Source organism: Loktanella atrilutea (assembly GCF_900128995.1).
In the GTDB taxonomy this organism is placed as follows: domain Bacteria; phylum Pseudomonadota; class Alphaproteobacteria; order Rhodobacterales; family Rhodobacteraceae; genus Loktanella; species Loktanella atrilutea.
In genome coordinates, this window is sequence record NZ_FQUE01000001.1 from 448562 (window position 1) to 460781 (window position 12220).

The window sequence follows — 12220 nt, forward strand, 5'->3', positions numbered from 1 at the left end:
AGAATGCAAAAAGCCCCGGCCACGGCCGGGGCTTTCCACCGATGTCAGGCGATCAGAAGCGGTAGCCGACCGACAGGCCCACGGCGACGGCATCGTTGTCGGCGAACCGGGTGTTCGTACGGGCGGGATCGTCATTCCCCTCGCCGAACTTGATGTATTCGACGCCACCCGTGATCTTGAAAGCATCGCGGGTATAGGTGCCGCCAACGCCGAAGGACGTCGATCCATCCGTCGGTGCCAGTCGAGACAGATCGTCCCCGTTGCTCGGTTCATAGGTGACGCGCACGAAACCGGACACATTGTCAGAAAACTTGCGACCGACGCCAAGCCTGTAGGTGGTGCTGTCGCTGTCGATCCCGGTCACTTCCTCGCCGCCGGTGATGTTGGCATAACCCGCCGGCTTGACGTGCCAGTCGGACCACGTCGCGTGGCGAATGGACCCAAAGACCAGCGTATCCTGTGCGACGCCCGACTGAAAATCGAGCGTATACACATCCGGCATCGAGATCGATGTAGTCGAAGGAGGCAGATCGGCACCGCCAAAGGTTTCGGTCGTACTGAATTTGTGCGTGTAGCCGGATTCGTAAGTAAAGGCGACACGCAGGGCAATTTCGGGTTTTTCGTAAGCCGCACCAATGACGTAGCTGGTCTGACGGTCCTTTTCTGCGTGGGCGGTGTAGGTGAACCGGCCTGTCAGTGCGCTATTGGGATCAAGGATGGCCTGCGCCTGCCCGCCAAGCTCTATGGCCTGCGCTTGCAGCGCTTGTGCCTGCGCTGCCAGCGCCGCAGCCTGCGCACCGAGCTGCTGAGCCTGCGCCAAATCGCCGTCCGCTTGGGCAGCGGCGGCGGCTGCACCGGCTGCACGTGCCAAGTCCGCTTTTTCTTGTGCTGCCGCACCGGCCTGCCCGGCTCTCGCTCCCAGTTCCTGACCGGTCGAAGCGCCAAGCAACTGACTAGGGATAACGATATTCGCTTCCGATTCGATGCTACGGACGCCACCGTAAACGCTGATCGCCGGCGTGACCTTGTATTTCATCATGATGGTCTGGCCGTTCGAATCCCACTCCGCCGACAGGCCGCGATAGAAACCCTGGGGATAGTCCGCATCCGCACCGAATGGCTGGTTGAAGAACAGCCCCAGCGCCAGCCGCGGCGTCAAATCGTATTTCAGAGATCCCGACAGCGTGCTGAAGTCCTTTGACATCACACCGGTCGAGGCAGAGCCGCCCAAGGTGTCAAAGGGGGCCTGATATGTGCCCGATACGCTCGGCTTCACCGCGGCGTAGGACAGCTCGACATAGTTGCCGGGCTCGAACAGTGTGCCGTAGTTCGTCAGGTTGCGGTCGATCCCGGCGGCATGTGCGCCGGTCGTCGTCAGCAGCAGAGCTGCGGCCGTCGTGAGTTTCTTCATGTCTCCATCCCCGTAGTAGAGTGTTTCCTCGTTACCGAACCTTCAGCCGCAAATCGGACCCGTCAATTGACGACGCAGCGTCAAAATAAAGGCACGGGGGTGGTTGTGACCTGTTTGCACGCCGCGCTCAGGCGCGGGCCGGCTGGCCGCGGGTGATGTTCAGGTAGTTGCCCGCAAAGATCAGCGCGGCGCCCAGCAGGATCCACGGGTCGATCACCTCGGCATAGACCAGCGCGCCGACGATCGCGATGGTGGGCAGGCGGACGAAGTCGATCGGCATCACGACCGAGGCGGGCGCCAGCGACAGCGCCGTCGTCAGGCAGAAATGCGCAAAAAGCCCCGCGCAGCCGATCAGCACCAGCCAGGGCAGGGTGGTCGCATCCGGCAGGGCCATATCGCCGTCCCAGCCCGCGCAGATCAGGCCAAAGACCGCCTGCATCACCGTCAGGTAGAACAGGATGCAGGTGATCGTCTGCGTCCGCGTCAGTCTGCGGGTGAAAATGGCGGAAAAGGCAAAACCCACGGCGCAAAGCGCCGCGGCGATCAGGCCCGGCGACAGCGGTGCGCTGCCGGGGCGGGTGACGACCAGCACCCCGACGAAGCCGATTGCAGCCGCGATCAGGCCGACCCGCGTCAACCGCTCGCCCAGCAGCAGCGGCGACAGCAGCAGCACCCAGATCGGAGAGGTGAATTCCAGCGCGAAGACCTGCGCCAGCGGGATCGCGGTGATGGCAAAGAACCACAGGTTCTGCCCGGTGAAATGCGCGATGTTGCGGATTGCGTGCAGACCCAGTTGCTGGCCGTTGATCTGCCGCCACGTCCCCGACAGGCCCGCCACCGTGCAGACGATGACAATGCCCAGCAGGCTGCGATAGGTCATGATCTCGAAGGTATCGAGGGCGAAGCTGACTTGCCGACCGGCAATCGCCATGGACGTGAAGGACACGATCGCGCCGATCATCCACAGGCAGGCCCGCAGGGTGCTGGTCATGCGGGCGCGCCCGCGGGGGTCATTCCCACTCGATGGTGCCCGGCGGCTTGCTGGTGATGTCATAGGTCACGCGGTTGATGCCCTGCACCTCGTTGATGATCCGCGTCGCGGTCTCGCCCAGGAAATCGTGGCTGAAGGGATAGTAATCCGCCGTCATCCCGTCGACGGATGTCACGGCCCGCAGCGCGCAGGCGAAGTCGTAGGTCCGTCCGTCGCCCATCACGCCCACGGTGCGGACGGGCAGGATCGCGACGAAGGCCTGCCAGATGTCGTCGTAAAGCCCGTGCCGCCGGATCTGGTCGATAAAGACCGCATCCGCCTTGCGCAGGATCTCCAGCTTCTCGCGCGTGATCTCTCCGGGGCAGCGGATCGCAAGGCCGGGGCCGGGGAAGGGGTGACGGCCGATGAAGCTGGGCGGCAGGCCCAGCTCCACCCCCAAGGCGCGGACCTCGTCCTTGAAGAGCTCGCGCAGCGGTTCGACCAGCTTCAGGCCCATCTTTTCCGGCAGCCCGCCGACGTTGTGATGGCTCTTGATCGTGACGCTCGGCCCGCCGGAGAAGCTGACCGATTCGATCACGTCGGGATAGAGCGTCCCCTGCGCCAGAAATTCCGCCCCCTCGATGTCGTTGGCGTATTTCTGAAAGACGTCGATGAACAGACCGCCGATGATCTTGCGCTTCGTCTCGGGATCGCTGACGCCCTCCAGCCGGCCGAGGAACAGCGCGCTCTCGTCCGCGTGGATCAGGTTCAGGTTGTAGTTGTCGCGGAACATCTTCACGACCTGCTCCGCCTCGCCCAGACGCAGCAGCCCGTGATCGACGAAGACGCAGGTCAGCTGGTCGCCGATCGCCTCGTGCAGCAGGACGGCGGTGACGGAACTGTCGACGCCCCCCGACAGGGCGCAGATCACCTTGCGGTCGCCCACCTGTTCGCGAATCGCGGCGATCGCCTGCTCGCGGTAGGCATCCATCGTCCAGTCGCCGGTGAAACCCGCCATGCGGACGAAGTTTTCGTAAAGCTTCGCGCCGTTCGGGGTGTGATGCACCTCGGGGTGGAACTGCACCGCGTAGAACTGCCGCGACACGTCGGCAGTGATTGCAAACGGCGCGTTGGGGGACGTGCCGTAGACCGCGAATCCCGGCGCCAGCGCCGACACGTGGTCGCCGTGGCTCATCCAGACCTGCTCGCGCTCCGTCAGGAACCAGCCGTCCAGCAGGTCCAGCTGGCCTTCCGCCTTGACGTAGGCGCGGCCGAATTCCTTGGTGCCTTCGCCGCCGACGACGGTGCCGCCCAGCTGTGTCATCATGGTCTGCTGGCCATAGCAGATGCCCAGCACCGGCACGCCCATGGTAAAGACGCTCTCGGCGGCGCGGGGCGACCCCTCGCGGGTCACGCTGTCAGGCCCGCCCGACAGGATGATCGCCAGTGGCGCGAACTCCGCCAGAAAGGCGTCGGTGACCTTCTGGTAGGGGTGGATTTCGCAATAGACGTTCAGTTCCCGCAGGCGGCGCGCGATCAGCTGCGTCACCTGCGACCCGAAGTCGACGATCAGAAGGCGTTGGTGGTCTGTGATATCCATGGCGCTGGAATAAGTCGGAAACCGCACCGCCGCAATGTCGCTTTCGCGTGTCAGATGGCGTTTGTCGCTTCTCTGACCGTCGCGCCATCGCGTATCAGGGGCACCAAGATCAGCGGGAAAGGTGCGCGATATGACAGAGGCAGCAACAGCAGGACGCCGGGCACGGGGTGGCGGCGGGGCCGCGCGGCGCGCCGAACGCACCGCCGTCAGCGTCGAAACCGCGAAATACATCGAACGCAACATCCCGAACTACGAAGTCCTGACCGAAGAGGCGCTGGACACGATCGAGCGCAACGCCGAGACCGTGCTGGCCGAGATCGGCGTGAACTTCGTCGACAATCCCGCCGCCCTGCAGCGCTGGCGCGAAGCGGGCGCAGAGATCGAGGGCGAGCGCGTCCGCATCCCCCGCGGGCTCGCCCGCAAGCTCTGCAGCACCGCGCCGTCGCAGTTCACCCAGCACGCCCGCAACCCGGACCGCAACGTGGTGATCGGCGGCAAGAACCTCGTCCTCGCCCCGGTCTACGGCCCGCCCTTCGTGCGCGATGCCGAAGGTGGCCGCCGCTACGCCACCATGGCCGATTTCGAGAAATTCGTGAAGCTGGGCTACATGTCCAAGTGGCTGCATCACTCCGGCGGGACGGTCTGCGAACCGACCGACGTGCCGGTGAACAAGCGCCACCTCGACATGCTGTTGGCGCACATGACCCTGTCCGACAAGCCTTTCATGGGCTCCGTCACCGAACCGAGCCGCGCGAAGGACTCGGTCGAGATGTGCGAAATCCTCTTTGGCAAGGATTTCGTGCGCGACAACACGGTGATGACCTCGCTCATCAACATCAACTCGCCCATGACCTTCGATTCGATCATGATGGGCGCGCTGGAGATCTTCGCCGAACACAATCAGGCCAGCATCATCAGCCCCTTCATCGTCGGTGGCGCCATGGCGCCCGTGTCGGTCGCCGGCACCCTGACGCAGGTGTTGGCAGAGGTGCTGGCCGGTGTTGCCTACAGCCAGCTCGTGCGCCCGGGCGCGCCGGTGATCTTCGGCGCCTTCGTGACCTCGATCGACATGAACTCCGGCGCGCCCACCTTCGGCACGCCGGAAGCCGCGCATATCACCTACGGTGCCGGCCAGCTGGCACGCCGCCTCGGGCTGCCCTACCGCTCCGCCGGATCGTTCTGCGGATCGAAGCTGCCCGACGCGCAGGCCGCCTACGAGACGTCGAACAGCCTGCAGATGGGCCTGCTGTCCGGCGTGAATTTCATGCTGCACGCCTGCGGCTGGCTCGAAGGCGGCCTTGTCGCCAGCTTCGAGAAATTCGTCATGGACGCCGACCAGCTCGGCACGCTGCACCACTTCGCCCGCGGCGTGGACCTGTCCGAGAACGGTCAGGCGATGGAGGCCATCGCAGAGGTCGGTCCGGGCGGCCACTACCTCGGCTGCGCCCACACGCAGGCGAACTTCAAGTCCGCCTTCTGGCGCTCCGACCTCTTCGATTACAAGCCGTTCGAGACATGGGACGAAGAGGGCGCGCGCGACACGCAGACGCTGGCGTCGATCCGCGTCAAGCGGATGATCGACACCTACGTCCAGCCGCCGCTCGACCCCGAGATCGAGACCCGCCTGCGCGCCTACGTGGCCGACAAGAAGGCCTCGATGCCCGACAGCTTCATGTGACGTCGCGGGGGCGCGTGATGGCCTCGAAGTCGCGCGCCTCTGCCATGATGGCCGTCAGCAGATCGATGTGGCGCACCAGCGCATAGCTTGTGGCCTGCGCCTGTCGTGCCGCATCCTCCAGCGCTTCCGCCTCCAGCAGGGCGATCAGCACCGGGCCGTGAAACGCAGCCCCCAACCCCGGCACCAGCCGGGGCAGATCCCGTGCGCGCCGGTAATCGTCCAGCCCGAACCGCGCCGCCCGCACCAGCAGGCCCGGCCGTTTCAACTGGCTGACCCGCGATCGAATGTCCTGCATCTTTGCGTCCTCGCATTGTTGATTCCGTGTCGCTCGGACGGTAATGACACAACCATGGCGCGTGTTGCGTCAGGGCCGGAAGTTAAGAACGGTCGGTATCCCTTTGATTAATCATTTTTAGGAAGAGTGTTACCAAGACAATAACGTTAACCCTCAATTAAGGATGCACCCCTAGGTTGTTCGTTCTGTGCTAGTGCGGTGAACACGGCACGGGGCGTTCGATTGGGGACCAGAGAGGCTGGCCAGAATGACGATGATGCAGGATATTCCCAGACCGGAGGTTCCCGGATGGGTCCCCGTTCCTGTCCGCCACTATCTTGCGCATACGGTCAGCGGGACGTCGATCAGGGCACTGGCGCGCCAGTGCGACGTCCACCCCTCGACCATCATGCGTCAGGTGCGCGCCTGCGAGTTGCGGCGCGACGATCCGCTGATCGACGCGGCCCTCCGGGCCCTCTCGCCGGTATCCCCCTCTCACCCCTCAAAGGAAAGCCGTGCCATGCCCCATGCCGCGCCCGCCCGCCACGCCGTCAGCCGCACCCCCGTCACGCAGGGCCGTCTGGACCGCGAAGCCCTGCACATCCTGCGCCGCCTGTGCGAACCCCGTGCGGTCATGGCCGTCGCCCGCGACATGGACTCGGCGGTCATCGTGCGCGAGGATCCCGCCGGCGGCACCCTGCGCACCGCAGTGGTAGAGTCCGACATCGCCCAGGCCATGGCGCTGCAGAACTGGATTTCCTGCGCCGATCCCGAGGCCCGCATCGCCCGCTATCACATCACGGGGCAGGGGCGCACCGCGCTGCGCCAGCTGACCGCCGCGGACGAGAACCGGGCGAACGGCTTTGCCGAAACCGCGCAGGATACGATGGATGGCGCCGCCTTCGGCAACGTCCTGACCGCCCGCTTCATCGCCGCCGAAACGCCCCTGATGGGCCTGTCGCGGCGCCGCGACCGCGACGGCAAGCCGTTTCTGTGCAAGGAACTCGTGAAGGCGGGCGAACGGCTGCGCGAGGATTTCGTCCTGTCCCGCCCCGGTCCGGACGCCGCCGACGACTGGCGGGACGCGCTGAACCGCCCCGGTCCCGGCACGTCGCATCCGGGGGTGCAGGCCGCCCGCGCCCGCGTGATCGCTGCATTGGACGACCTCGGCCCCGGCCTGCAGGACGCTGTCCTGCGCTGCTGCTGCCTGCTGGAGGGGCTGGAAACGACGGAACAGCGCCTGGGCTGGTCCGCCCGGTCCGGCAAGATCGTCCTGCGGATCTCCCTCCAGCGCCTGTCGCGCCATTACGAGGAGGCGACAGGCAAGTTCGGCCCCCGCATCGGCTGACCTCAATCGGTCGCGCAGCGCCCCGTGGCGTCGGCAAAGGCCGTATCCGTTGCCGCAAGGGTCCCCTCGATGATCCGGATGGGGACGTAGGGCGGCTGATCCTGGATCGACGGGCTGACCTGTGACAGCTGATAGCAACCGGTAAAGACCGCTTCCGTGCCCTCCGTGTCGGTGGCCCGGATCACGACCGGCAACATGGTATAGGTCGTGCCCGCCGCGCCCTCCGTCACCGGCGTGCCGAGGCGCAGATCGACATGGTCCGTATCGGCGTAGCCCGCCTTGAACGCCGCGTAATCGCCGATCCTGTCGCGCGCGAAATAGCTGTAGGCCCGCAGGTATTCGTGCCGGTTCACCGCGTTGTAAAGCGATTCCACCACCGCCGCGGGCGACGACCGGTCGTCGCGGAACGCAACCTGCTGCGCCCCAGCGGCAGAGCCGGCCAGCAACAGGGTGAGGATCAGGGGGCGGCTGGTCATGGGGCTTGGCCTTTGCGAATGAGGTTGGGGTCAATGCCCGTCCCGCATGACCGGTTCCCGGCCTCGGCAATGGACTTTCGCCGCGATCATGCCTAGATGACAAGGCATCACAGCCAAAAGGCCCGCCGTCATGCGCGATCTGAAGATCCCCGCCCAGCGTCACCCGGAAAAGGCGAAACGCCCCGACGCGCCGCAGCCGAAGAAGCCGGACTGGATCCGCGTCAAGGCGCCGACATCCGAAGGCTATCGCCAGACCCGCGACATCATGCGCGAACACAAGCTGACGACCGTCTGCGAGGAAGCGGGCTGCCCCAACGTCGGGGAATGCTGGTCCCAGGGTCACGCCACCATGATGATCATGGGCGAGGTCTGCACCCGCGCCTGCACCTTCTGCAACATCGCCACCGGCAAGCCGCCCGAGGCGCTCGACGTCTTCGAGCCGGGGCGCGTGGCCGACGCGGTCAAGAAGCTGGGCCTGAACCACGTGGTCATCACCTCTGTCGACCGGGACGACGTGGCGGACGGCGGGGCAGAGCATTTCGCCCAGACGATCCGCGCCATCCGTCGTCAGGCGCCGCACACCACGATCGAGATCCTGACCCCCGATTTCATCCGCTGCGACCCCTCCGTGCTGGAGATCGTGGTCGCGGCGAAGCCCGACGTCTTCAACCACAATCTCGAGACGGTGCCGGGCCTCTACCCGCAGGTGCGCCCCGGCGCGCGCTATTTCCATTCGCTGCGCCTGCTGCAGCGGGTCAAGGAACTGGACCCCACGATGTTCACCAAGTCGGGCATCATGGTCGGTCTGGGCGAGGATCGTCAGGCGGTGACCCAGGTGATGGAGGACATGCGCGCGGCCGACATCGATTTCCTGACGATCGGCCAGTACTTGCAGCCGACGCCCAAGCACCACCGCGTCGACCGCTTCGTCACGCCAGAGGAATTCGCCGCCTACGAGAAGGCCGCCTACGGCAAGGGCTTCCTCATGGTCTCCGCCTCGCCGCTGACCCGGTCGTCCTACCACGCCGGCGACGACTTCTCCCGCCTCCGCGCCGCCCGCCTGGCGCGCTTCGCCTAAGGTAGCGGGCAAACACGCAGGGGCCTCCTCTGGATCGCGATGATCACACGGTCTGCCATCCCGATGGCGTCGGCGCCCACCGATAGGCTCTGCCATAGGCACCCGGTTCGCCACAGGCGCCGGACAACGTCCACGGGTCGCCCTTGGCCGCACCTGCCGCCGCGCCGCCCGCCCGGCGCGCTTCGCCTGAGGTGAGGGGCGCAGGCGCGCGGACCTGCCCTGGATTTCGATGATAACACGGTCTGACATCCAGATGCCGTCAGCGCCCACCGATGGACTCTGCCAGAGGCACCCGGTTCGCCACAGGCGCCGGACAACCTCCACGGGTCGCCCTTGGCCGCACCCGCCGCCGCACCGCCCGCCCGGCGCGCTTCGCCTGAGGTGAGGGGCGCAGGCGCGCGGACCTGCCCTGGATTTCGATGATAACACGGTCTGACATCCAGATGCCGTCAGCGCCCACCGATGGCCTCTGCAAGAGTCACCCGGTTCGCCACAGGCTTCAGACAACGCCTTCGGGTCCCCCTTGGCCGCACCCGCCGCCGCACCGCCCGCCCGGCGCGCTTCGCCTGAGATGAGGGGCGCAGGCGCGGGGACCTCCCCAGGATCTCGATGACAACACGGTCTGACACCCCGGTGGCGTCGGCGCCCACCGATGGCCTCTGCAAGAGTTACCCGGTTCGCCACAGGCTTGAGACAACGTCCTCGGGCGCTCGGCCGCACCCGCCTTCGCGCCGCCCGCCCGGCGCGCTTCGCGTGCGATGAGGGGCGCAGGCGCGGGGACCTCCCCTGGATCTCGATGACAACACGGTCTGACATCCCGGTGGCGTCGGCGACCATCGATGGACTCTGCCATAGGCACCCGGTGCGCCACAGGCGCCGGACAACGTCCACGGGTCGCCCTTGGCCGCACCCGCCGCCGCGCCGCCCGCCCGGCGTGCTATGCCTGAGGTAACGAACGCAGACGCGCGGACCTGCCCTTGGATGGGGATGATGACACGTTCCGACAACCCAATGGCATCGGAGCCGATCAATGTACTGTGCCAGAGGCACCCGGTTCGCCACAGGCTTCAGACAACGTCCTCGGGTCCCCCTTGGCCGCACCCTCCGCCGCACCGCCCGCCTGGCGTGCTATGCCTTAGGTAACGAACGCAGGCGTGCGGATCTGCCCTTGGATGGGGATGATGACACGTTCCGACAACCCGATGGCATCGGCGCCCATCAATGTACTGTGCCAGAGGCACCCGGTTCGCCACAGGCGCCGGACAACGTCCTCGGGTCCCCTCCGGCCGCACCCCGCTTCAATCGGGTCGCCGGGGGCTTGAGAAACGCCCGTCCTTCCCCTTGGAGCGTCACCGGCCCACACGCCCGCCCTCAATACCCGAAGGTCCGGGCATGCAGCGCCGTAAGCCCCCCCGGGCGGCCCAGAAGAAAGCCCTGACCGTAGTCCACGCCGAAAGCGCGCAGGGCCGCGGCTTCCTCCGTCCGCTCGATGCCCTCGGCCACGACCCGCGCGCCGATCGCCTTGCTGAAGTGCAGAATGCCGGCAGTGAGCGCCTGATTGACCGGGTCCATGTGCAGCCCCCGGATCAGGTCGCGGTCCAGCTTCACGATGTCCGGCTTGATCTGCAGCACCGCGTTCAGGCTGTTCGGGTCGGTCCCCAGATCGTCGACGGCGATCTGCGCACCAAGGCTGCGCAGCGCCTTCATCTCCGGCAGCATCGCCTGCAGGCTGCCGATCCCGGCGTGGTCGGTCAGCTCGAAGATGATGCGGTCGCTGAACGGCCCGTCGATCAGCCGCGGCAGGTCCGCGTTGATCAGCGTATCGGGCGCCACATTGATCGCGAGCTTCAGCGCCTGCGGCAGCTCCGGCAGCAGTTCCAGCGTCTTCGCGATCACCACCCGATCCAGCCGCCGGTCGAGGCCCACCGTCCGCGCCTCCGCGAACCAGGTGTCGGGGCTGCGGTAGGGGGTGGGGCGGAACCGGCACAGCGCCTCCGCCCCCATGACCGTGTCGTCGGCCAGCGCCACGATGGGCTGCAGCAGCAGCTGGAAATCGCGGTCCGCGATCACGTCGCCGATCCGCCGGCGCAGGTCCGGCCCGCCCGCCGCGTGGTGGGACGTCCGGTCGAGGACATCCGCCAGCAATCCGGCGTAGGAGGTCACGATCGCCAGATCGCCCTCGTCCAGCATCGGACGGGGGAAATGCGACAGGCAGCACAGCATCGCCGGTCCGGCGCCGTCGCACCGGGGCAGGGGCACCCCGATCATCGCGCCCACCGCGCCCATCGCCCCCGGCTGCAGCACCTGCGCCCGGGGATCGGCCCCGGCGTCGGGCAGCAGCCGCGGCAGCGCGCCCTGCAGGATCGCGCCGCAGAACGTCCCCTCTGCCTTGAAGCGGTCACCGGGCACCAGCCGCGCCGCGGCATTGTCGCAGGACAGCGCGTGCAGCACCACGTCGGGACCGTCGAACAGCACGAGGTAGGCCAGCGCCATGTCGAGATGGTGCCTGACGGCCCCCAGCATGTCGGTGACGACGGTCATCGGGGCGCGCGGCGGCGCGGCGGCGGCAAGAAGGGGGGCAAGCTCTGTCATGCCCCCGGTATGGGCCATTTTCCCTTAATTCGACGTAAAGGGCCGCATCGTTCTTGCCGGGGCCTCCGGCGTGCCGTTCACCAGCCGCTCGATCCCCGCCAGCGCCAGACAGGCCGCGACGACGCCCAGCACCAGCCAGACCCGGCTCGCCTTCGGCGGGTTGCGGGCCAGCTGGCTCAGCCGCAGGAACCAGCGCGGGTTCATGCGTCGTCCGTGAACCGCACCTGCCCGATATAGGGCAGGTTGCGGTTGCGCTGCGCGAAATCGATGCCGTAGCCCACGACGAAGGCGTCGGGAATCTCGAACCCGGTCCAGTCGGCGCGGAAATCGACCTCGCGCCGCGCCGGCTTGTCCAGCAGGGCGATGGTCTTCAGCCGGGCGGGATGGCGCGACCGCAGGTAGTCGGTCACATGGCTCAGCGTGTGGCCGGTGTCGACGATATCCTCGACGATCAGCACGTCGCGCCCCTCGATGGTGCCGCGCAGATCCTTCAGGATCCGCACCTCGCGGCTGCTTTCCATGCCGTCGCCATAGCTGCTGGCCTCGATGAAATCGACTTCCACCGGCAGGTCGAGTTCGCGCACGAGGTCGGCGATGAACACGAAGGACCCGCGCAGCAGGCCCACGACCACCAGCTTGTCGGTCCCGTCAAAGGCGTCGTGGATGTCGCGGGCCAGCGCCTCGATCCGGGCGGCGATGGACTTGGCACTGATCATCTGGTCGATGACATAGGGGCGTGACATGTTGACCTTTCGGGCAAGGGTTGATTTCCGCCTGCCTTTTACGACATCAA

At 66.6% G+C, this 12220-nt stretch carries 11 protein-coding genes; 3 read left to right on the forward strand and 8 right to left on the reverse strand.

Features of this window, described 5'->3' with window-relative positions; all coding sequences use genetic code 11:
• Positions 1-52: 52 nt before the first annotated feature.
• From BUA54_RS02125 to guaA, 3 genes are all read right to left on the reverse strand, one after another.
• A complete protein-coding gene (locus BUA54_RS02125; protein WP_072855540.1) occupies positions 53-1411 on the reverse strand; it encodes a hypothetical protein in 1359 nt (452 codons plus the stop codon).
• A 127-nt stretch (positions 1412-1538) separates the two neighbouring features.
• Positions 1539-2402 (reverse strand): DMT family transporter, encoded by an 864-nt coding sequence (locus BUA54_RS02130; RefSeq protein WP_072855541.1) that lies wholly within the window; start codon positions 2400-2402, stop codon positions 1539-1541.
• A gap of 19 nt (positions 2403-2421) precedes the next feature.
• The gene (gene guaA / locus BUA54_RS02135; RefSeq protein WP_072856108.1) at positions 2422-3981 is read right to left on the reverse strand and encodes a glutamine-hydrolyzing GMP synthase; all 1560 of its coding nucleotides are present in this window, start codon (positions 3979-3981) and stop codon (positions 2422-2424) included.
• Positions 3982-4111: 130 nt separating this feature from the next.
• On the opposite strand from guaA, the gene BUA54_RS02140 reads away from it, so the two are divergent.
• A complete protein-coding gene (locus BUA54_RS02140; RefSeq protein WP_072855542.1) occupies positions 4112-5659 on the forward strand; it encodes a trimethylamine methyltransferase family protein in 1548 nt (515 codons plus the stop codon).
• Here BUA54_RS02140 and BUA54_RS02145 read toward each other — a convergent pair.
• Positions 5652-5954 carry a DUF6477 family protein gene (locus tag BUA54_RS02145; RefSeq protein ID WP_072855543.1) on the reverse strand — a complete coding sequence of 101 codons (303 nt, stop codon included), beginning with the start codon at positions 5952-5954 and terminating at the stop codon, positions 5652-5654. The two genes, BUA54_RS02140 and BUA54_RS02145, sit on opposite strands and share 8 nt — an antisense overlap.
• A gap of 253 nt (positions 5955-6207) precedes the next feature.
• Here BUA54_RS02145 and BUA54_RS02150 point away from each other — a divergent pair, with 253 nt between their 5' ends.
• Positions 6208-7281, forward strand: coding sequence for a DUF6456 domain-containing protein (locus BUA54_RS02150; protein ID WP_143155345.1), 1074 nt, complete (start codon positions 6208-6210; stop codon positions 7279-7281).
• 2 nt (positions 7282-7283) lie between these two features.
• Here the strand turns inward: BUA54_RS02150 and BUA54_RS02155 are convergent, their stop codons facing one another.
• The gene (locus BUA54_RS02155; protein WP_072855544.1) at positions 7284-7757 is read right to left on the reverse strand and encodes a hypothetical protein; all 474 of its coding nucleotides are present in this window, start codon (positions 7755-7757) and stop codon (positions 7284-7286) included.
• Positions 7758-7887: 130 nt separating this feature from the next.
• On the opposite strand from BUA54_RS02155, the gene lipA reads away from it, so the two are divergent.
• A complete protein-coding gene (lipA, locus tag BUA54_RS02160; RefSeq protein ID WP_072855545.1) occupies positions 7888-8835 on the forward strand; it encodes a lipoyl synthase in 948 nt (315 codons plus the stop codon).
• Positions 8836-10206: 1371 nt separating this feature from the next.
• Here lipA and BUA54_RS02165 read toward each other — a convergent pair.
• The 3 genes from BUA54_RS02165 to hpt are packed head-to-tail and all read right to left on the reverse strand — an operon-like array spanning position 10207 to position 12170.
• Positions 10207-11445, reverse strand: a complete 1239-nt coding sequence (locus tag BUA54_RS02165; protein ID WP_072855546.1) for a sensor domain-containing phosphodiesterase — start codon at positions 11443-11445, stop codon at positions 10207-10209.
• A gap of 6 nt (positions 11446-11451) precedes the next feature.
• A complete protein-coding gene (locus BUA54_RS02170) occupies positions 11452-11631 on the reverse strand; it encodes a hypothetical protein (RefSeq protein WP_072855547.1) in 180 nt (59 codons plus the stop codon).
• Positions 11628-12170: a hypoxanthine phosphoribosyltransferase gene (gene hpt / locus BUA54_RS02175; protein ID WP_072855548.1), complete on the reverse strand. Its 543-nt coding sequence runs from the start codon at positions 12168-12170 to the stop codon at positions 11628-11630. The genes BUA54_RS02170 and hpt overlap by 4 nt, the downstream gene beginning before the upstream one ends.
• Positions 12171-12220: the final 50 nt, after the last annotated feature.

Coding starts and splice junctions, on each gene's coding strand:
- BUA54_RS02150 (WP_143155345.1), top strand. CDS start 6,208: ATGATGCAGGATATTCCCAGACCGGAGGTTCCCGGATGGGTCCCCGTT.
- guaA (WP_072856108.1), bottom strand. CDS start 3,981: ATGGATATCACAGACCACCAACGCCTTCTGATCGTCGACTTCGGGTCG.
- BUA54_RS02125 (WP_072855540.1), bottom strand. CDS start 1,411: ATGAAGAAACTCACGACGGCCGCAGCTCTGCTGCTGACGACGACCGGC.
- hpt (WP_072855548.1), bottom strand. CDS start 12,170: ATGTCACGCCCCTATGTCATCGACCAGATGATCAGTGCCAAGTCCATC.
- BUA54_RS02130 (WP_072855541.1), bottom strand. CDS start 2,402: ATGACCAGCACCCTGCGGGCCTGCCTGTGGATGATCGGCGCGATCGTG.
- BUA54_RS02155 (WP_072855544.1), bottom strand. CDS start 7,757: ATGACCAGCCGCCCCCTGATCCTCACCCTGTTGCTGGCCGGCTCTGCC.
- BUA54_RS02165 (WP_072855546.1), bottom strand. CDS start 11,445: ATGGCCCATACCGGGGGCATGACAGAGCTTGCCCCCCTTCTTGCCGCC.
- BUA54_RS02140 (WP_072855542.1), top strand. CDS start 4,112: ATGACAGAGGCAGCAACAGCAGGACGCCGGGCACGGGGTGGCGGCGGG.
- BUA54_RS02170 (WP_072855547.1), bottom strand. CDS start 11,631: ATGAACCCGCGCTGGTTCCTGCGGCTGAGCCAGCTGGCCCGCAACCCG.
- BUA54_RS02145 (WP_072855543.1), bottom strand. CDS start 5,954: ATGCAGGACATTCGATCGCGGGTCAGCCAGTTGAAACGGCCGGGCCTG.
- lipA (WP_072855545.1), top strand. CDS start 7,888: ATGCGCGATCTGAAGATCCCCGCCCAGCGTCACCCGGAAAAGGCGAAA.